Genomic DNA, 19,133 nt, shown 5'->3' with positions numbered 1-19,133 from the left:
CGTGTCGCCCATCCTCTATGTGATACGTCACGGTCAGACCGACTGGAATGCCGAGCGCCGCCTGCAGGGGCAGAAGGACATCGATCTCAACGCCGTCGGCCGCGAACAGGCGCGGCAGAACGGCATCGATCTCGCCGAAATCCTCGCCTTCGAAAACCGACCCTTCGATTTCGTCGCCAGCCCCTTGCGGCGCACGCGCGAAACCATGGAAATCGCACGCGATGCCATGGGCCTGCCACCCAAGGATTATCGCACGGACGAAAGGCTCGTCGAGCTGTCATTCGGCGCCTGGGAAGGCTTTACACTCAAGGAATTGAAAGCGACGGCGCCGGACCGGCTTGCCGAGCGCAAAGCGAACAAATGGGACTTCATCCCGCCTGGCGATGACGCCGAAAGCTACGAAATCCTCTCCTGGCGCGTCGGCTCATGGCTGGCATCGGTCGATCGCCCCACAGTCTGCGTCACACATGGCGGCGTCATCCGCACACTGTTCCGTCTGATAGGCGATGTCGAAAAGGAAGAGGCGGCGGAAATCCCGATCCATCAGGACCAGATTCTAAAGGTCGATCCGCAGATGAGGATCATCGGCTGGATGTAGACGGTTCCCGACTAGGCGCGGATGGCTGCGTGGTTTGGGAGCGAGCGAAGAAGAACAATCACTTTGAAGGCAAAAAACCTGCCCAAGACCGCCCGCTGTGCGGCGGCACCACTAAAGCGCATCGCGATCCTTCAGATTCGCTTCTAACACTTTAGATCCTCGATTTTATGCATATCGCCATCGCAAAACCGCTGCGCACCTTTGCGCGACATGCTCTAGTTACTGGACGATATCGAGGTCGTTGACGACGCGCTTGCCGTCGACTTCCGTATAGAAGACCACGACCTTCACACCGGCCTGCAAGCCGCTGAAATCGAAATCCTCGGGCACCTGATAGCTCTTGCCATCATCCAGAGTGATGTTGAAATTCTTCGTGTCGACCTTCTTGATGACTGCCTCGACATCCGCGCTTTCGGCAAAGCCCGCGACAGGAGCAAGCAGGCTTGCCGTGGCCAAAAGCGTCGCTACAAAGAAGCGCATCGTCGTCACCCTTCAGGTCAATTTGCTTTTCATTTCTTATTGCGATGTAGAAAACACGTCGAATATGGCGGAAGTTGCCCCCAATAATGGCTTCGCTCGCCCAATTGGTGAATGCATCGTCACAATCCACAGCGCGGATTAATCTTTGTTTACCATGATGATGAAGCGGCAGACGAAAGCTGCGACAGCCGTTTCCGCGCAGCTAGAAAGAAAGATTTTATCTTGCCGGCATCCGGCACTGGAATCAAATAGGTAGAGCATGATGTCGCCCGAAAACCGCTTACACTTTTCGGCGTCATGCTCTATGAGTGGGCCGAAATTGCAAGAGACAAGACGCAGCCTGCACGACAGGCTGCAGCAAACCGGTCGTTTTCCATGTCGCACAATACATTCGGTCACCTTTTCCGCGTCACCACCTGGGGCGAAAGCCATGGCCCGGCGCTCGGCTGCATCGTAGACGGCTGCCCTCCCGGGCTCCGCTTCAAGCTGGAAGACATTCAGACCTGGCTCGACAAGCGCAAGCCGGGGCAATCGCGCTTCGTGACGCAGCGGCGTGAGGACGATCTCGTCAAGGTTCTGTCGGGCGTGATGTTCGATGAGGATGGCGAGACGATGATCTCGACCGGCACGCCGATCTCGATGCTGATCGAGAATACCGACCAGCGCTCGAAGGATTACGGCGAAATCGCTCGGCGCTACCGCCCCGGCCATGCCGACTATACCTATGACGTCAAATACGGCATTCGCGACTATCGTGGCGGCGGTCGCTCGTCGGCCCGCGAAACGGCCGCACGCGTTGCTGCCGGCGGCATCGCCCGCCTCGTGGTACCCGGCGCGACCATCCGCGGCGCGCTGGTGCAGATCGGCAAGCACAAGATCAACCGCGCCAACTGGGACTGGGCTGAAGTGGATCAGAACCCGTTCTTCGCGCCCGATCCTGAGATCGTGCCGGTATGGGAAGAGTATCTCGACGGCATCCGCAAGGCGGGCTCCTCGATCGGCGCCGTCGTCGAAGTCGTGGCCGAAGGCGTGCCGGCTGGTCTCGGTGCCCCGATCTATGGCAAGCTCGATCAGGATATCGCTTCGCTGCTGATGTCGATCAATGCCGTCAAGGGCGTCGAGATCGGTGAGGGCTTCGCCTCTGCCGAGTTGACCGGCGAGGAAAATGCCGATGCGATGCGCATGGGCAATGACGGCAAGCGCATCTTCTTATCCAATCATGCCGGGGGCATCCTGGGCGGCATTTCCACGGGCGAGCCGATCGTCGCACGCTTCGCCATCAAGCCAACCTCCTCGATCCTGACGGAACGCCAGTCGATCGATGCCGATGGCAACAATGTCGATGTGCGTACCAAGGGCCGCCACGATCCATGCGTCGGCATTCGCGCTGTGCCGATCGGCGAGGCGATGGTCGCCTGCGCCGTTGCCGACCATTATCTGAGGGATCGCGGCCAGACCGGCCAGCAGAGGTAGGAACTTCGAAATGTCTTACGACCAGAAGCGCGTTGTCGATGCCATCCGGGCTTTCGAAGCTGGCGAGATCGTCGTCGTCATGGACGATAACGACCGCGAGAACGAAGGCGACCTCATCGTTGCCGCCGTTCACTGCACGCCGGAAAAGATGGCCTTCATCGTCCGGCACACTTCCGGCATCGTCTGCACGCCGATGCCGCGCGAGGAAGCCAAGCGGCTGAACCTCAACGCCATGGTGGCGGAAAATGATTCCGCCCATACGACGGCCTTCACCGTTTCCGTCGATTTCAAGCATGGCACCACAACAGGCATTTCCGCCGACGACCGGACCCTGACGGTTCGAAACCTCGCCAATCCGAATGTCGGCCCCACGGATTTCGTTCGTCCCGGCCATATCTTCCCGCTGGTTGCCCGCGAGGGCGGCGTGCTGATGCGTTCCGGCCATACGGAAGCCGCCGTCGACCTCTGCAAGCTTGCCGGCCTACCGCCGATCGGCGTCATCAGCGAGTTGGTCAATGACGACGGCACGGTGACACGCGGCCAGCAGGTGGTGGAATTCGCCGAGCAAAACGGCCTGAAGCTCGTCTCCGTCGCCGATCTCATCGCCTATCGCCAGCGCAAGGAAACGCTGATCGAGCTCGGCACCAGCTTCGACATCGAAACGCCGTTCGGCAAGGCACGTGCGCATACCTATTCGCTGCCCTGGGACCCGATGCAGCATCTCGCCGTGGTCTTCGGCGATATTCGCGACGGCGTCGATATCCCGGTGCGCCTGCATCCGGAAAACGTCGCCGAGGATTTGTTCGGCAAGCGCCGCCCGGTCGATTTCTACATGAAGAAGATCGCCGAGGAAGGCCGCGGCGTCATCGTCTACCTGCGTGAAGGTTCCGTCGGTGTCGGTCATTTCGACAATGGCCGCAAGGCGCGTCAGGCCGAGCGCGAGAGCCATGCCGAGGCACAGGCGCGAGACAGTGAATGGCTGGAAATCGGCCTCGGCGCGCAAATCCTGAAGGATCTCGGCGTCAGCTCGATCAAGCTGCTCACCAGCCGCGAGCGACATTATGTCGGGCTTGAAGGCTTCGGCATCAAAATCACCACGACAGAAATCTGCTGATCGTTGCCCGGTCCGGAAGCAGAAAGCTGGATGCGAGGTTTATAGCCATTGAAGCTCACCTATCGCAACGATGGGATAGAATTGCGGATCGGCGGTTTACCACCGATCTGGATGCATATGGGGATTGTGATCATTGCTTGTCTGCTCACCTTCCCCCTATGGATCAAGCTTCATGCAGGGGGACTTGCCACTGCCGGAATCATCATTCCCGGAATTATCCTATCTGTATTGGCTCACGAACTTGGACATGCCGGGACGGCCCGTTATCTCGGCTGCAAACCGACACTGATACGCCTGCATGCCGGTGGCGGCGAGGCAATTTTGGAAAGCGGCGATATTACACGAACTGAAGCGCGTTTGATTACGATCGCGGGGCCAGCCGCAAACCTCCTGATCGCGCTTGCGCTTCTGTCGGCATATTATGTTGCCATGCCAGACACGGCAGTACCCTTCGTCCCAACCCCCGAAAGTCCCTGGACTGTGCCGCCGCCCATGGCGGTACCGCCGTTTTGCCGGGCTCTTCAGTGGCTCGGCGTGCTGAATCTCATCTGGTGTGTCGTAAATCTGTTGCCGGCGTTTCCGCTCGATGGCGGACACCTATTCTATGACGTGATTGAATCTCGCCACGGCCCTCATCAAGCCCTTTTTTGGACAGGCCTGCTCGGAACGATTTTCGCGGTGATTGCCAAGATTATATTCATCGCCGGACTTTTAACGGGCTTCGTGATCTGGTCGCCACCCTATCTCAAGCCGAATTTACAGGCTCTCCAGATGGCGCGGCAACGTCAACCAACGACATGAGCGAAAGCTGGCCGTCCTCACCCTCCTCTTGAGGGGGCGGAGCAACGCTCCAGGATGGGGTGATGCCTCCCCGCACTCATAGGTCATCCCCACCCGCGCGTTCCGCTCCACCTCCTCCTCAAAGAGGAGGTGGCGAAAACTCGTAATCCAACAGACCCATCATTATGTCGTCGTACCAGCGGCCGTTGACGTAAGCGGTTTCCCGCTCCCTGCCCTCGACCACAAAGCCGCATTTCTCATAGGCACGGATGGCGCGCTTGTTGTAGGCAAGCACGCGTATTCCGATGCGGTGCAGTCCCATCTCGCCGAAAGCGTGACGCAGCAGGAGAATAATGGCCTCAGTGCCAAAGCCTTTGCCAAGCAAGGCCGGATTGCTGATACCGATCGCCATCGTCGCGCGCTTGTCCTGCGGATTGACGTTGTCCAATCTGATTTCACCGGCAAAGACACCGTTGATTTCGATGACCCAGGCATGCGGGCGATCGGCGAACCGCTGCACCCAACTGACCGCTCCCTCCCGGGTGATGGGCTTGATGTCCTCTTTGTCGACCCCATACATTTCTGCGATCTCGGCATTCGTGCCCAGAGCGAAGCGCGTATCGGCGTCGTCGGAACATGGCGGGCGGAGCCTGACGTTGCGACCCTCGAGAATTGGCGACGACAATGAACCCTCCTTTTTCAAGCGCTCTTCTGCCTATTCGACCCCAGGAGTCATGTTCTTCACCAAAGGCAGAGGTTTGAAACGCTACGCTCAAGCTACTAGAAGTGGTTTTCTATAGCTTACAAGCCTCGAACGGCACTATCACGGCCAGGAAAGCTCGGGGGTGGGGATGTTCCCCGCACTCAGGATCACCCCACCCGCCCCTGTGCGGCGACCTCCCCCCTTGAGGGGGAGGTGACAAAGCTCACGATCGATCCGGCCATGTGAAGCCGAATACGCGAAGCCAGTTGTCATAGGCGAACTTTCGCAGGGCCGGTTCATCGAACCCGCTTTTGCGCATGGCGTCCAGGAGACGCGGCAAGCCGCTTACATCCTTGATTTCACGCGGCATGACGGCACCATCAAAATCCGATCCAAGAGCAACCCTATCCGCTCCAAGGCGAGTAACGAGATAGTCAATCTGACGAACGACGGCCTCGAGCGGAGTATCTTCCTCGAGGTGAGCATCGGCGCGAATGTCATTGACGGCCAGATTTAGACCGACGACCCCGCCGGTGTCGCGGATAGCGTCCAATTGCCGATCGGTGAGGTTTCGGGTCGATGTACATATGGCATGGGCGCAGGCGTGTGTGGCCACAAGCGGGGCTGTGCTCAACGCCGCGACATCCCAAAATCCGCGCTCGTTCAGATGGGAAACGTCGATCATGATTCCGAGTTCATTGCATCTTCTGACCAGATTCTTTCCCAAATCCGTCAGCCCGGGTCCTGTATCGGGCGATCTCGGATAAGCGAACGGAACGCCATAGCCAAAGATGTTCGGGCGGCTCCACACGATCCCCAGAGATCGAAGGCCGGCATTGTAAAGGCTATCCAGATAGCCCAGATCGGGGCCGATGGCGTCGGCGCCTTCCATGTGGAGCACGATTGCAAAGGCGCCATCATATCGCGTCGTCTCGATCTCGCTGACGCTCGTTGCGAGATGTATTTTATCGCCGGAGCGCTCAATCAGCTTCTTTATGGCTGAAAGCTGTCCATCGATCTGCAACCTTGCATGGTCCGGATGCACCGCGTCGGCATAGCGAACCTCATACCCGTCATGGGTGATCGTCAGATCGTCAACCGGTTCGTGCTCCGGTGCGGCAAACATTGCAAACAATCCGCCAGCCAAGCCGCCTTCAAGCGCTCGTGGAAGATCGAGATGTCCGGCCTCCGATCGAGCCAGAAAATCGCGGCCGTCGGATTTATAGTCCAGCATGAACTGGACCGCATCATTATGCCCATCGAAAATCCGAACAGTATCCATGCGATCGCAGTCCCCAAAATCAGAGGCAATTTTGCTTACGCCACAACGCCATTCGCTGCCGATTTCCCGAAAAACGAATGTTGGTCATCCCCGCCACCCTTCGAGAAACACCACCTTCTCGACGCCGGTGAAACGGGCGACGCGCTCCAGCTCCGCTTCCAATTTCTCCAGCCGGCCGGCAGATGCCCTGACGCCCGGTTCCAGCCACAGGCGCTTGATGTCGAGAGTGCCAGCCTTGCGGTCGGCCTTCATGTCGATCCGGCCGATCAGACGGTCTCCCTCCAACAACGGGAAGACGTAATAACCGTATTCGCGCTTCGGTTCGGGCACGAAGATCTCGATGCGGTAGAAGAAGCCGAACAGGCGTTCGGTGCGGTTGCGATCCCGCAAGGTCGGATCGAAGGGGCTGAGGACACGGATGCGCGCCGGCGCTTCGGCATGACTGTCGAGCGTGTCATGGAAATCTTGGAATGCGAAGGAAGGGCGAGGCTTGCCGCCGCCGGCGGGCTCGATCAACACTTCGGTCAGTTCGTCGCGATGCGTTTCGACCCAGCTCTTGGCCTCCTGCGGCGTCACCAGATCCCAGAAGGCCGCGATCTCGCCCGACGTCGCAAAGCCGAGACGCTGCAGCGCGCTGCGGCAGGCCCAGTCGACGAATTCGTCGTGCTCGACTTCCGGCTCATGGAAATGGCTCGGCAGGACGCGTTCGACAAGGTCATAGACCTTCTGGAAATTGGTACGGCCGGCAATGGCGAACTTGCCGGTGCGCCAGAAATATTCGAGCGCCGTCTTGTTCGGGTGCCAGTTCCACCAGCCGCCGGAGACATGATCCTCCGCCTTGACCTCGCGGGCGGTGATGGCGCCATTCTTCAGCACGCGCTCGTAAGTTTCCTCGAATGCCGCCTCGAACCCCTCCCCGCGCCATTTGCGCCAGCGTGCGATGATCGCCTCGTCCTCGCGGCGGAAGCGATGCTTCCAGTAGACGAAGAAGGCGCTCGGCAGGATGGAGGCGTCATGCGTCCAGTTCTCGAACAGCGCGCCGTCTTTTTCCAGAAGTTCCGTCAAATGCTCGCGCCGATAGGTCTGGTTGCGCGAAAACAGGATCTGGTGATGGGCGCGCTCGACCGTCGCGATACTGTCCACCTGCACGAAACCGATGTCGTGGATGAGCTGCAGCAGGCCCGCCTTGGTCAAGGCGCGGTTCGGCGGATTGGCGAGCCCCTGCTTGGCAAGGAACACACGGCGGGCGTCACGATTCGAAAGCAGATTCGTCATGGGTAGATCATAGGCATAAATTCCCATGCTTTCAAAGAGGCCCTGATTTGATAAATCCGGACGATGCGCTATAGGTCCGCGATCACATTATTGCATAGGGAAACCGCTTGGATATCCGCTTCGACAATGCCGGCGTCGATTACGGCAAGCGCACCGCGCTGTTTCCGCTGGATCTTGCTCTTAAAGAGCGCCGCATCGGCGTGATCGGTCTCAACGGCTCCGGCAAGACGACCTTCGCGCGGCTGATCAACGGGCTCGTCAAGCCGACGACCGGACGTGTCGTCGTCGACGGGCTCGATACGGTCGGCGATGCCGGCAAGGTACTCGGAAAGGTCGGTTATATCTTCCAGTCGCCGCAGAACCAGATCATTTTACCCATCGTGCGCGATGACATCGCTTTCGGGCTGAAGGCGCGCGGATATGATAAGGCTGAGATCGAGGTTGCGGTAGAGGGCATTCTCGAGCGATTCGGCGTCAGCCATCTTGGAGGCCGACGCGCGCATGAGCTTTCCGGCGGGGAATTGCAGATGGCGGCGCTCTGCTCGGTGCTCGTGACCGGGCCTGACATTCTCATTCTGGACGAGCCGACGAACCAGCTCGACCTCAAGAACCGGGCGCTTGTGCAGAAGACCATCATGGGGCTACCGGAAAGCGTCATCGTCATCAGCCATGACCTGCCGCTGCTCGAGGATTTCGAGCGGGTGCTGCTGTTCGATCAGGGCCGGCTTGTCGCCGACGCTCCGGCAGCGGAAGCGATCGCGCGCTATAGGGAGATGGCAGGCTGATGCAGACGCTGCATGTCGACGTCGATACCTGGCTGCACCGGCTCTCGCCGCGCATAAAGCTTTTGGTGCTGACCGCATTCGGCGTGTTGCTGTTTCTGACGCAGTCCATCACGCTGCTTGCCTGCGCAAACCTTGTCGGTGCCGCCCTATATCTTCGCAGCGGCCTGCCGGTCGGAGAGGCGCTGAGGCGGCTGCGTCCTATCCTGATCTCGATTGCCGTGCTCGCTGTTTTCGCCGCCCTCGTCGGCCCGCTTCACGCGGCAATCGTCACGGCACTCAGGCTGACGGCGCTGGCGCTGTTTGCCGCCACGGTGACGGCGACGACCTCGATGGCCGCTTTCATCGACGAAATCACTGTTCTTACCATGCCGCTCGAAAAGCTCGGCCTGCTCAAGGCCGCCGATATCGGGCTGGCGATTGGGCTGGTGATCCGTTTCGTCCCCGAGATCCTCGATCGTTACCGCGCGATCCGCGATGCGCATCAAGCGCGCGGGATCAAGGTTCGTCTGACAACCACGCTCGCGCCGCTCATCATCCTGACACTGCGCGATGCGGACAATATTGCGGCTGCGATTGACGCGCGCGGCATTCGGCGGCAATGAACAAAGAGCTTTTTCGGAAGGAACCGCCATGAATACCCGCGATCTCGTGCTTTCGGCTCTTTTTGCCGCCATCATCGTGGCGCTCGGCCTCTTGCCGCCGATCCCGATCGGCATCATTGCCGTGCCGATCACCGCCCAATCGCTGGGCGTCATGCTTGCCGGCGTCGTGCTTGGCGCCAAGCGCGGTACGGTCGCGGTGCTGTTGGTGGTGGTGCTTGTGACGATCGGTCTGCCTGTGCTGTCCGGTGGCCGTGGCGGCCTTGCGGTGTTTGCTGGCCCGACGGCCGGCTTCTTCGTCGGCTGGATTTTCGCAGCCTTCGTCACCGGCTATCTCTCGGAGAGATTGGTGAAACCTGAGCAAAGCAGCCTCATGCAGGGTGTCGGCTTCTTCATCGCCGCCGTCGCTGGCGGTGTCGTGGTGCTCTATGCTTTCGGTATTGCCTGGCTGACAATCAATGTCGGCTTCAACAAGGCATTCGTCGGCTCCATGGGCTTCGTGCCGGGAGACCTCATTAAGGCATTTGTCGCAGCTCTCGTCGGCCGCGCCGTCATGGCCGGCTACCCGCTTCTGCCGCAGCGGAGCTAAAGCTCGGCTCAAGCCAGATATTTGTAGAGCCAGTCGCGCGTGTCTTCCGGCAGCGGCACGGGATCATGCTCGTCGCCGCGCACCGCGAGCCAGAGGATTTCCACCTCCGCCGCCAGTTCATTGCCGGTTTCGACCGCGACGACAAAGCCGATCGACTTGCCGCCGATCTTGTTGACGCTGATCGAGTAGCGGGCAAGGTCGTCATAGTGCAAGGCCCGGTGCAGCGAGCAGGACGCCTTCCTGGCGATATAGATGGGCTCGTCATCGACCAGCGGCCGCGTGCGCCAAAAGTTCGAGAGTGCGGTCTCCGCCTGCGAGATGTAAGAGGCGATAAACATCTGGCCGTGCCGATCGACATCGCGCGGCGGCACCCTTACCTCAATGACATCGGATCGTTCCACTCTCGCCATCACGCAACAACCCTGGCCGGCGCCATACTGACCTTAATGAAAGCTTAACACTGCGCCTCGATAAGTAAACGGACGCCATCCCAAAGTGGTTAAGATGGATTGTTGACATTGTAGTGACATGGTCCATGTCCTGTAATAGGCGTCACGCCTCATTTATAGATTGGTCCCATGAGCACACGTCTTTACGAACACCCGATCTTTCTTGAACACATCGTTCCGCCCGGCCATCCGGAGCGGCCCGACCGGCTGCGCTCGCTGAACATTGCGCTGGAGCATCCGAATTTCGAACGGCTGGACCGGCGAAAGGCTCCAGCCGCCCACGAAGATGCGATTCTTCTTGCGCATCCCGAAGCGCATCTGGATTTCGTGCTGCGCTCGATGCCGGACAGAGGCGACGACGGCGAAATCAACCAGCTCGAAGCCGATACCTATGCCAGCCCGAAGACGCTGCAGGCGATCATGCATGGCGTCGGCGGCGCGATGGCGGCGGTCGACGATGTCTTTTCAGGTGCAGCCGACAATGTCTTCGTCGCGGCCCGTCCGCCCGGCCACCATGCCGAGAAGACCAAGGCCATGGGCTTCTGTTTCTTCAACAATGCCGCGATTGCCGCCCGCCATGCGCAAAAGGCCCATGGCGCCGAGCGTGTCGCTATTGTCGACTGGGACGTGCATCACGGCAACGGCACGCAGGACATCTTCTGGGACGATCCCTCCGTGCTCTTCTGCTCCACCCACCAGATGCCGCTTTACCCGGGCACCGGCAAGAAGGATGAAAGCGGTACGCACAACACCATCGTCAATGCGCCGCTCTCGCCCAATACCGGAGGCGACCATTTTCGCGAGGCCTTCAAGTCACGCGTGCTGCCGGCGCTCAATGACTTCCGTCCGGATCTCATCATCATCTCGGCCGGTTTCGACGCCCATCACCGCGATCCGCTGGCGCAGCTGAACCTGACCGGAGAGGATTTCGACTGGGCGACGGGGCGACTGCTCGAGGTCGCCGACCGAAGCGCCAAGAACCGGGTCGTCAGCCTGCTCGAAGGTGGCTATGATCTGGAAGGCCTCGCCGAGTCGGCGGGGATGCATATTCTACGCATGATGAGAGGTTGACGATGAGCGAGAACGCCAAGACAGATGTTTCGAGCTATTCCTTCGAGAAGGCCGTGGCGGAGCTTGAAAGCATCGTTGCCCGTCTAGAACGCGGCGATGTGGCGCTGGACGAATCCATCGCCATCTACGAGCGCGGCGAAGCGCTGAAGAAACATTGCGAGGCGCTGCTGTCGGCTGCGGAAAACCGCATCGAGAAGATCCGGCTCGACCGGGCCGGTAAGCCGCAGGGCACGGAAGCGCTGGACGGCGCCTGAGATCGGATGGGAAGATTTGAGTTTGCTCGATATTCCCGGTAGGTTGAGTCCCAACCGAAAGGAGAGCCGATATGTCCTTCTTCCCAGGAAACGATCCCCAGGCCGGCGACGCCTTCGCCTGTGACGCGATCGAGAACCTTATCATCCCGCGCACCAGCGATCTTGGCGGCTTTTCCGTGCGGCGTGCGCTTCCGAGCAGCCGGCGGCGGCTGGTGGGGCCGTTCATCTTCTTCGACCGCATGGGTCCCGCAATCTTGCGGCCGGGCCAGGCGCTCGATGTCCGCCCGCATCCGCATATCGGGCTTTCCACCGTCACCTATCTGTTCGACGGTGAAATCCGCCACATGGACAGCCTCGGCACGGCCAAGGTGATCCGTCCCGGCGACATCAACCTGATGACGGCGGGGCGCGGCATCGTGCATTCCGAGCGTACGCCGGAGAACCTGCGAGACCATCCATTCTCCATGTCCGGCCTGCAGACGTGGCTGGCACTTCCCGACGACAAGGAGGAGATCGATCCGTCCTTCGCCCATACGGAGAAGGACGAGCTACCCGCCATCGCCGATGGCGGCGTGACCGGGCGCGTGGTGATCGGCGATTTCGAGGGCCTGAAATCCCCGGTGAAGTCCTTCACCGACACGCTTTATGTCGATCTGCAGCTACAACCGCATAAGACGTTTCCTTTTGGGGCAGCGCATGAGGAGCGTGCGGTCTACATTCTCTCCGGCTCGCTCATCGTTGCCGGCGACCGTTTCGAACAGGATCAGCTTCTCGTTTTCCGCCCCGGCGACGCGATAACGCTGGAAGCCGGCGAAAAAGGCTGTCATCTCATGCTTTTTGGCGGTGCGGCGCTCAATTCGAAGCGCTATATCTGGTGGAATTTCGTCTCGTCCTCAAAGGAGCGTATCGAAAAGGCCAAGGAAGAATGGCGCACAGGCCGCTTCGATATCGTGCCGGGCGACGAGGAAGAGTTCATTCCCCTGCCGGAGGGCTAACGGGTTCATAACACTCCCACATGTTTCTTGTTCGGGAACACCTTGAATTCGGCGTCTTTTGTCGCAATCTGTTTTGACGTAAAGGCGGACAACCGCCCAAGAATAGCAAGAAAGAGGCATCAGCCTTGACACAAATGCCACAGACGCCCCTGCTCGACCGGGTCCAATATCCTTCCGACCTGCGAAAGCTGGAAGACCGGGAATTGCCACAGCTCGCCCGCGAAGTCCGCGACGAGATGATCGATGCGGTGTCGCGTACCGGTGGACATCTCGGCGCCGGCCTCGGCGTCGTCGAATTGACCATCGCCATACACAGCGTCTTCAATACGCCGAGCGACCGCCTGATCTTCGACGTCGGGCATCAGTGTTATCCGCACAAGATCCTGACCGGACGTCGCGACCGCATCCGCACGCTGCGCCAGGAAGGCGGTCTTTCCGGCTTCACGCGGCGGGCCGAAAGCGAATATGATCCCTTCGGCGCCGCGCATTCCTCCACATCCATTTCCGCCGGTCTCGGCATGGCGGTTGCCGCCGAGCTTGACAATACCGACCGCCGCGTCATCGCCGTCATCGGCGACGGCGCCATGTCGGCCGGCATGGCCTATGAAGCCCTGAACAATGCCGGCGCGCTCGATGCGCGGCTGATCGTCATCCTCAACGACAACGACATGTCGATCGCCCCGCCGACCGGGGCGATGAGCGCCTATCTCGCACGCCTTGCTTCCGGCCGCACCTATATGGGCTTTAGGGATTTCGGCAAGAAACTGACCGCCTATCTCGGCAAGAAGGTCGACCGCGCCATCACACGGGCAGTCGAGCACGCACGGGGCTATGTGACCGGCGGCACCATGTTCGAGGAGATGGGCTTCTATCATATCGGCCCGATCGACGGCCATTCCTTCGAGCATCTGCTGCCCGTGCTGCGCAATGTCCGTGACAATGCGCAAGGGCCGGTGCTGATTCATGTGGTGACGCAGAAGGGCAAGGGCTATGCGCCCGCCGAAGCGGCTGCCGACAAATATCATGGCGTCAACAAGTTCGACGTTATTACCGGCGCGCAGACCAAGGTGAAGCCGAATGCGCCGAGCTACACAAGCGTCTTTGCGGACGCTTTGGTGCAGGAAGCGACGCTCGACGACAAGATCGTCGGCATCACCGCCGCCATGCCGAACGGCACCGGCCTCGACAAGCTAAAGGAATTCTTCCCCAAGCGCTGTTTCGACGTCGGCATCGCCGAGCAGCATGCCGTGACCTTCGCCGCTGGCCTCGCCGCCGAAGGCTATAAGCCGTTTGCTGCCCTCTACTCCACCTTCCTGCAGCGCGCTTACGACCAGGTGGTGCACGATGTGGCGATCCAGGGCCTTCCCGTCCGCTTCCCAATCGATCGTGCCGGCTTCGTCGGCGCCGATGGCCCGACGCATGCAGGGTCCTTCGACACCGCTTTCCTGGCAACACTGCCCGGTTTCGTCGTCATGGCCGCGGCCGACGAGGCGGAACTCAAGCATATGGTGCGCACTGCCGCCGCCTATGATCTCGGTCCGATCTCCTTCCGCTATCCGCGTGGGGAAGGCGTCGGCATCGAAATGCCGGAACGTGGCCAGATCCTCGAAATCGGCAAGGGTCGCGTCGTCAAACAGGGCTCGAAGGTCGCGCTACTGTCCTTCGGAACGCGGCTGGCGGATAGCCTGTCCGCCGCCGAGGATCTCGACGCTGCCGGGCTTTCGACGACGGTTGCGGACGCACGCTTTGCCAAGCCGCTCGACCACGACCTTATCCGCCAGCTTGCCGCCCACCACGAGATACTGATCACCATCGAAGAAGGCTCGGTCGGCGGCTTCGGCAGTCAGGTCATGCAGTTCCTTGCCAACGAGGGCCTGCTCGACAGCGGCCTGAAGGTCCGCTCGCTGGTCATGCCCGATATCTGGATGGAACAGGCCAAGCCTGAGGCCATGAACGCCATGGCTGGCCTTGATCGCGCTGGCATCGTGCAGACGGTATTCCGTGCACTTGGCCGCGGCCGCATCGTCGAAGCAGCTGGATAACGCGTAAAAATCAGGCGGTCTTCAAAATCAGGCAGTCTTGGGGCTGCCTAATACCATCAGGCATCGAGCGCATTGAAGACCACTACGCGATCGCGGCCTGCTGCCTTTGCCTGATAGAGCGCAGAGTCGACATTCCTCAACAGCAAGACGCGCGTCGCACCATCATGCGGCGCGAGAGCGGCGCCGATGCTGAGTCTTGCGAAAATCGACACGCCATCCACCGCAAAAGGCGCCCTGAAGGCGGCAAGCAGCCGTTCGGACAGGGACACGAGCGCATTCTTGTCGGGCGAATCCGGGATGAATATCGCGAACTCGTCGCCCCCCATGCGCACGACGATATCGTCTGCTCGGACGACCGAGCGAATGCGTGCCGACGCCTCACACAGAACTTCGTCGCCGACATTGTGACCGAAGCGATCATTGATCGATTTGAAACCGTCCATGTCGAGATAGAGCACGCCGAAATTGCTGCCGGTTGCGATCGCCGTGCTCAACGCGCCATCGACGATGGCTTCGAGCGCCGACCGATTGAAGAAACGGGTCAGCGGATCGGTCATGGCAGCCGCGCGCAGGCCATTCTCGGCTATTCCCATCAGCAAATTGGTTTTCTGCAGCCGCAGGAGCGCACTTGCGATCTGGGCGAACCGCATGAGGCTCTGCTCTTCACTCGAGGAAAATCGCCTTGGCCTCTGATCGAGAATGCAGAAGGCGCCCACGGGCAAACCGTTCTCCAATCGCACCGGCGCACCGGCGTAAAAACGAAAATGGGGATCGTCGAGCACGAAGGGAGCAGCCTTCAGTTCCGGTTCCTCCATAAGATCCGGAAGGACCAGCAGTTCGTCATCGAAAACGACCCGCGTGCAGATCGACATATCGCGCGAGCATTCGGCGATCTTCAGCCCCGCCTGCCCTGCTATGCGCTGCCAGTCCTCATCGATAATGTTGATTGCCGCATAGGGCGTCTCGAACACGCCTCTAGCCAGCTCCGCAAGGGTCGCGAGCTCCGGCGTCGGACTGCTGTGAATCGCATTCAGAGAGCGTACGGCCAAAAGTCTCTGTGTTTCATTGGCCGGAACTCGGACGAGCTGTCCCATTCGAATCTCCCTCGGCGATCACCATGCGGTTTATAGAAATGGCGGTTCGCCGCTCAGGGCAACCCTGCCGCCGATCAAATATTTAACAAATCTTGACCAAAGAATGGTCGGCCGAAAACAGGCAGGGACCCGGAGAGCCTGTCCCTCAAGGGAAAAAGCGTTCAGGCCATGACGGTGCTGCCCCAAAGCCGGACAAGCGGCGGCGAACAATGCCCTTACATAAACTGTGAAAAAACGAAGCGGCCCGCCGAAAAGCGACGGGCCGACACGATTCATGAAGGTGATTCGCCGTGCGCTGCCTTGCGGGAATATCCCGGCAGAGCCGCGATCGGCTGGAGTCAGAACTCTTCCCAGTCGTCCCGCGCGGTGGCGGCCGCAGCAGCGGTTGCCTTGCCGGCGAAAGCCTTGGCAACGGTGCGGCCCAGGGCGCGGGCCGGCGACGCGGCCGGCTTCGAGCGTGCGGTCGCAACCGCCGGCCGGACAGGTGCAGCCTGTGCGGCATCGCCGAGACGGAACTGCTGGAGCAGTTCGTTAAGGGCCGCGGCCTCGCGGGCGAGCGCATGGCTTGCCGCCGTCTGCTCCTCGACCATGGCGGCGTTCTTCTGCGTGCCCTGATCCATGTTGTTGACGGCCGTGTTGATCTCCTGCAGGCCGGTCGACTGTTCGCGGGTCGCAGTCACGATCGCGCCGACATGGCGGTTGATCTCCTGCACTTCCGAGACGATCAGTTCCAGCGCCTTGCCGGTCTCGCCGACCAGCGACACACCTGTATTGACCTGATCGCTCGACGTCGTGATGAGCGACTTGATTTCCTTGGCGGCGTTGGCGGAGCGCTGGGCAAGCTCGCGCACTTCCTGGGCGACGACGGCAAAGCCCTTGCCGGCATCTCCGGCACGCGCGGCTTCGACACCGGCATTCAGCGCCAACAGGTTGGTCTGGAAGGCGATATCATCGATGACGCTGATGATATTGCTGATCTCGCCCGAGGATTTCTCGATCTGCTGCATGGCCGAGACGGCTTTGCGAACCACCTCGCCAGACCGTTCGGCGCCGAGGCGGGCGCGCTCGACAAGATGACCGACATCCTCAGCACGCTTGGCAGAGTCGCGAACCGTGGTCGTGACCTCTTCCAGTGCTGCGGCCGTTTCTTCGACCGCGGCAGCCTGCTGTTCGGTGCGGTGCGCCAGATCGTCGGCAGCCGACCGGATTTCGTCAGCGCCCGCATTGATGGCGCGGGCATTGGAACCGACGGACTGCAGGGCGGCTTCCAGCTTCTCGACTGCATTGTTGAAATCGGCGCGAACGCTGTCGAATTGCGGTGCAAAGCTGTTGTGGAGGCGGGTTGCGACATTGCCCGACGATAGAGCCGACAGGCCGCCGGCGAGCGCTTCCATGGCGAAACGGATTTCACCCTCTTCACGCGCCTTCTGTTCATCATTCATCAGGCGCTGGTGTTCGGCATCGCCACGCATACGCTCGGTCTCACCGGCAAGACGCAGCTTCTCGATGCCGGCTTGCTTGAAGACGAGGACGGCATCCGCCATGCGGCCGATTTCGTCGCCGCGGCCAACTGCCGGGACTTCGACGTCATGCTCGCCATTTGCCAGACGCCCCATTGCAGCCGTCATGCCGACGATCGGGCGCACGATGATCCGCGACAACAGCCATGCCAGCACGGCGGCGGCGAGCGAGGCGAAGATACCGCCCAAGATGAGGGTCAGACGCAGATCGCCATTGGCGCCGTCCTGCATGGCGGCGAGATTGGCAGCCCTGGTACGTGCGGCCTGCTTGATCTTCGCGGCAGCTTCGCGGAAGCCATCAAGCTGACCTTTGGTTTCGTTCTGACCGATCTTGACGATCTGGTCGAGCGGCATCTCGGTTTCCTTGCGCGCCTTGGCCTGCGGCTCTGCGAGCTGATGGAAATAGAGATCGGCAGCCTTCTGCATGTTGTCGATCGCCTGCAGCAGATCCGGAGAATCGGCAGCCGCCTGCTTGGCAGCAGCTATGCTCTTCAGCATCCGCTCGCGATTGTTGAAGATATCGCCATAGGTGCTGTCGCTGCGCAGAAGCAGGAAGCCGCGCAGATTGACGGCCTGCTCCAGCATGGCCTGCAGGGAGTCGTCGATCAGGCTGACGAGCTGCTGCGACTTTGCCTGCTCGACGGCGGCTCCGGCCGACACGTCCTGCTTTGCGTAGACGAAAGCGGAAACACAGGCAAAAATGGCGATCAGGGCCGTAAATGTAATGGCAAGCTTGCCATTCAAAGAGAGTTTTTTCGCAAACATGAGCGAGCGCCTCCTGAGCGCCGGTCCTGGCGAGCATCATTGAGCCATGCCTGGGAGGGAGCACGGCCGACGCTCGAAGAATTCAGGGAGGGCATGATTGGACGCGGAAGCGCAAAGCCTTCATGGCAGGCGGCGACCTGGAAACGGATCACCGCAATCCCCGGCATCAGTAGAGGCTTCGGCTTTAAATTTATTTAATTTGCGCAGGCAGCTCAGCTCGCCGCTAATTCACCGTTGCCGCTGCCAGGATCAGGATATCCAGATCGTGTTCCGGATAGAAATCCTGCGCCGTCATCTGGAACGTCGTCGCGCCGATCTTCTTCACATTGGTTCCGCAGAAGCTGATGTAGTTTTCGGGGCCGCCCTTATCGACCGTCAGCTCGAAATGCTTGATCGGGCCTGACCAGTTGGCGCCGGTCGTCAGCACATAGGAGATCCAGTTTTCGGTATAGCCCCGGCCGCCCTTGTCGGCCACGGCGGCGAGCTTGGTCGCGGTCTTCAGGAAGGTATCGTCGAGGCAATATCTGCCGCGATAGGCCTGCAGCTGCTGCTTCTGATAGTCTTCATCGCCGGCGAAAGTGATGGCGACGGTGCCGCCGACGCTCGGCTTGTAGCGGTGCTGAACAGCGATCTTGGCCTTGGCTGGAAACTTGGTGCGCCACCAATAGGTCGTGTGCAGCGTCCACATCGGCGTCGGATGATGTTTCATGCCCTGGCCGTCATTGTCGTATTCGTCATCGGCGATCAGGCCGCGGGCGGTCCAATCCTCGAGCACATCGACGGGCAGCTTGGCGACGGCATCCGTCGCTGCCTTGCTGAGCGGCAGCAGCGGCACGCCATGCGCCTTCAGCTCCTCCGTCATGTCGACATCGGCCACGGATACGCGCTGCTGCAGGGTCGGGGTGATGGCCTTGCCGTCCTGTGTCACGGTGAAGCCAAGGAAATTGTCGGATTCGACATTTCCGGCATCGACCATACTGTCTATGTCGCCCTTGATATCGGGCATCGGGAAGGCGACGACACTTTCGACATCCTTATCGGAGGTATTTTCGAAGACGTAGTCGACGCGCACTTCGGCCTGCGAAACGAACAGCTTCTCCTCAGCCATGCTGATATCGCCGGTGCGGACATAGGCGAGCCCGCCTGTCCTCAGCTCGGCCATGGTGTCATTCGCAAGAGCCGGAGCGGCGAACATCGCCACTAACGCCGCATAGCCACCGATCTTTCGCATGATGCCCTCGCCCGTTGATGTCGGCGATTATCGC

At 60.4% G+C, this 19,133-nt stretch carries 19 protein-coding genes; 11 read left to right on the top strand and 8 right to left on the bottom strand.

What is annotated here, in order from left to right; genetic code table 11:
• The first annotated feature begins 1 nt into the window (after position 1).
• Positions 2–598 carry a histidine phosphatase family protein gene (locus ABOK31_RS02375; RefSeq protein WP_349957643.1) on the top strand — a complete coding sequence of 199 codons (597 nt, stop codon included), beginning with the start codon at positions 2–4 and terminating at the stop codon, positions 596–598.
• Between the two features lie 219 nt (positions 599–817).
• On the opposite strand, the gene ABOK31_RS02370 is transcribed toward ABOK31_RS02375, so the two are convergent.
• Entirely contained in the window at positions 818–1,078 is a 261-nt protein-coding gene (locus ABOK31_RS02370) for a DUF1344 domain-containing protein (protein WP_092709712.1), read from the bottom strand.
• 375 nt (positions 1,079–1,453) lie between these two features.
• On the opposite strand from ABOK31_RS02370, the gene aroC reads away from it, so the two are divergent.
• The 3 genes from aroC to ABOK31_RS02355 are packed head-to-tail and all read left to right on the top strand — an operon-like array spanning position 1,454 to position 4,466.
• Positions 1,454–2,551, top strand: coding sequence for a chorismate synthase (aroC, locus tag ABOK31_RS02365; RefSeq protein ID WP_349957641.1), 1,098 nt, complete (start codon positions 1,454–1,456; stop codon positions 2,549–2,551).
• Positions 2,552–2,561: 10 nt separating this feature from the next.
• Positions 2,562–3,665, top strand: a complete 1,104-nt coding sequence (ribB, locus tag ABOK31_RS02360; RefSeq protein ID WP_174173792.1) for a 3,4-dihydroxy-2-butanone-4-phosphate synthase — start codon at positions 2,562–2,564, stop codon at positions 3,663–3,665.
• A gap of 48 nt (positions 3,666–3,713) precedes the next feature.
• A complete protein-coding gene (locus ABOK31_RS02355; RefSeq protein ID WP_349957638.1) occupies positions 3,714–4,466 on the top strand; it encodes a site-2 protease family protein in 753 nt (250 codons plus the stop codon).
• 118 nt (positions 4,467–4,584) lie between these two features.
• Here the strand turns inward: ABOK31_RS02355 and ABOK31_RS02350 are convergent, their stop codons facing one another.
• The 3 genes from ABOK31_RS02350 to ABOK31_RS02340 all read right to left on the bottom strand — a co-directional run bounded on the left by ABOK31_RS02350 (position 4,585) and on the right by ABOK31_RS02340 (position 7,705).
• The gene (locus ABOK31_RS02350; RefSeq protein ID WP_349957636.1) at positions 4,585–5,130 is read right to left on the bottom strand and encodes a GNAT family protein; all 546 of its coding nucleotides are present in this window, start codon (positions 5,128–5,130) and stop codon (positions 4,585–4,587) included.
• Positions 5,131–5,371: 241 nt separating this feature from the next.
• Entirely contained in the window at positions 5,372–6,430 is a 1,059-nt protein-coding gene (locus ABOK31_RS02345) for a dipeptidase (protein ID WP_349957635.1), read from the bottom strand.
• Between the two features lie 84 nt (positions 6,431–6,514).
• A complete protein-coding gene (locus ABOK31_RS02340) occupies positions 6,515–7,705 on the bottom strand; it encodes a winged helix-turn-helix domain-containing protein (RefSeq protein ID WP_349957634.1) in 1,191 nt (396 codons plus the stop codon).
• A 107-nt stretch (positions 7,706–7,812) separates the two neighbouring features.
• On the opposite strand from ABOK31_RS02340, the gene ABOK31_RS02335 reads away from it, so the two are divergent.
• From ABOK31_RS02335 to ABOK31_RS02325, 3 genes are read left to right on the top strand one after another with little or no spacing between them, the layout of a single operon-like run.
• Entirely contained in the window at positions 7,813–8,490 is a 678-nt protein-coding gene (locus ABOK31_RS02335) for an ABC transporter ATP-binding protein (protein ID WP_349957633.1), read from the top strand.
• Entirely contained in the window at positions 8,490–9,092 is a 603-nt protein-coding gene (locus tag ABOK31_RS02330; protein ID WP_349957632.1) for an energy-coupling factor transporter transmembrane protein EcfT, read from the top strand. The genes ABOK31_RS02335 and ABOK31_RS02330 overlap by 1 nt, the downstream gene beginning before the upstream one ends.
• 28 nt (positions 9,093–9,120) lie before the next feature.
• Positions 9,121–9,678, top strand: a complete 558-nt coding sequence (locus tag ABOK31_RS02325) for a biotin transporter BioY (RefSeq protein ID WP_349957631.1) — start codon at positions 9,121–9,123, stop codon at positions 9,676–9,678.
• 8 nt (positions 9,679–9,686) lie between these two features.
• On the opposite strand, the gene ABOK31_RS02320 is transcribed toward ABOK31_RS02325, so the two are convergent.
• On the bottom strand, positions 9,687–10,088 hold the full coding sequence (locus ABOK31_RS02320; protein ID WP_174179082.1) for a thioesterase family protein: 402 nt from the start codon (positions 10,086–10,088) through the stop codon (positions 9,687–9,689).
• Between the two features lie 168 nt (positions 10,089–10,256).
• On the opposite strand from ABOK31_RS02320, the gene ABOK31_RS02315 reads away from it, so the two are divergent.
• The 4 genes from ABOK31_RS02315 to dxs all read left to right on the top strand — a co-directional run bounded on the left by ABOK31_RS02315 (position 10,257) and on the right by dxs (position 14,489).
• Positions 10,257–11,198 (top strand): histone deacetylase family protein, encoded by a 942-nt coding sequence (locus tag ABOK31_RS02315; RefSeq protein ID WP_349957630.1) that lies wholly within the window; start codon positions 10,257–10,259, stop codon positions 11,196–11,198.
• Between the two features lie 2 nt (positions 11,199–11,200).
• Positions 11,201–11,452 (top strand): exodeoxyribonuclease VII small subunit, encoded by a 252-nt coding sequence (locus tag ABOK31_RS02310; protein WP_174179086.1) that lies wholly within the window; start codon positions 11,201–11,203, stop codon positions 11,450–11,452.
• Positions 11,453–11,523: 71 nt separating this feature from the next.
• Complete coding sequence (locus ABOK31_RS02305) at positions 11,524–12,447, top strand: pirin family protein (RefSeq protein WP_174179088.1); 924 nt, start codon at positions 11,524–11,526, stop codon at positions 12,445–12,447.
• Between the two features lie 125 nt (positions 12,448–12,572).
• Entirely contained in the window at positions 12,573–14,489 is a 1,917-nt protein-coding gene (gene dxs / locus ABOK31_RS02300; RefSeq protein ID WP_349957628.1) for a 1-deoxy-D-xylulose-5-phosphate synthase, read from the top strand.
• Positions 14,490–14,545: 56 nt separating this feature from the next.
• Here the strand turns inward: dxs and ABOK31_RS02295 are convergent, their stop codons facing one another.
• The 3 genes from ABOK31_RS02295 to ABOK31_RS02285 all read right to left on the bottom strand — a co-directional run bounded on the left by ABOK31_RS02295 (position 14,546) and on the right by ABOK31_RS02285 (position 19,099).
• A complete protein-coding gene (locus ABOK31_RS02295) occupies positions 14,546–15,583 on the bottom strand; it encodes a sensor domain-containing diguanylate cyclase (protein ID WP_349957627.1) in 1,038 nt (345 codons plus the stop codon).
• Positions 15,584–15,921: 338 nt separating this feature from the next.
• Positions 15,922–17,868, bottom strand: coding sequence for a methyl-accepting chemotaxis protein (locus ABOK31_RS02290; protein ID WP_349957626.1), 1,947 nt, complete (start codon positions 17,866–17,868; stop codon positions 15,922–15,924).
• Positions 17,869–18,091: 223 nt separating this feature from the next.
• Entirely contained in the window at positions 18,092–19,099 is a 1,008-nt protein-coding gene (locus tag ABOK31_RS02285) for a DUF4424 domain-containing protein (RefSeq protein WP_349957624.1), read from the bottom strand.
• Between the last annotated feature and the right edge of the window lie 34 nt (positions 19,100–19,133).

The sequence above is a fragment of the Rhizobium sp. ZPR4 genome (genome assembly GCF_040215725.1).
Classification (GTDB): Bacteria; Pseudomonadota; Alphaproteobacteria; order Rhizobiales; family Rhizobiaceae; genus Rhizobium; species Rhizobium rhizogenes_D.
The sequence above is the reverse complement of the archived record's forward strand: the minus strand, read 5'-3'. Positions and strand labels throughout refer to the sequence as shown.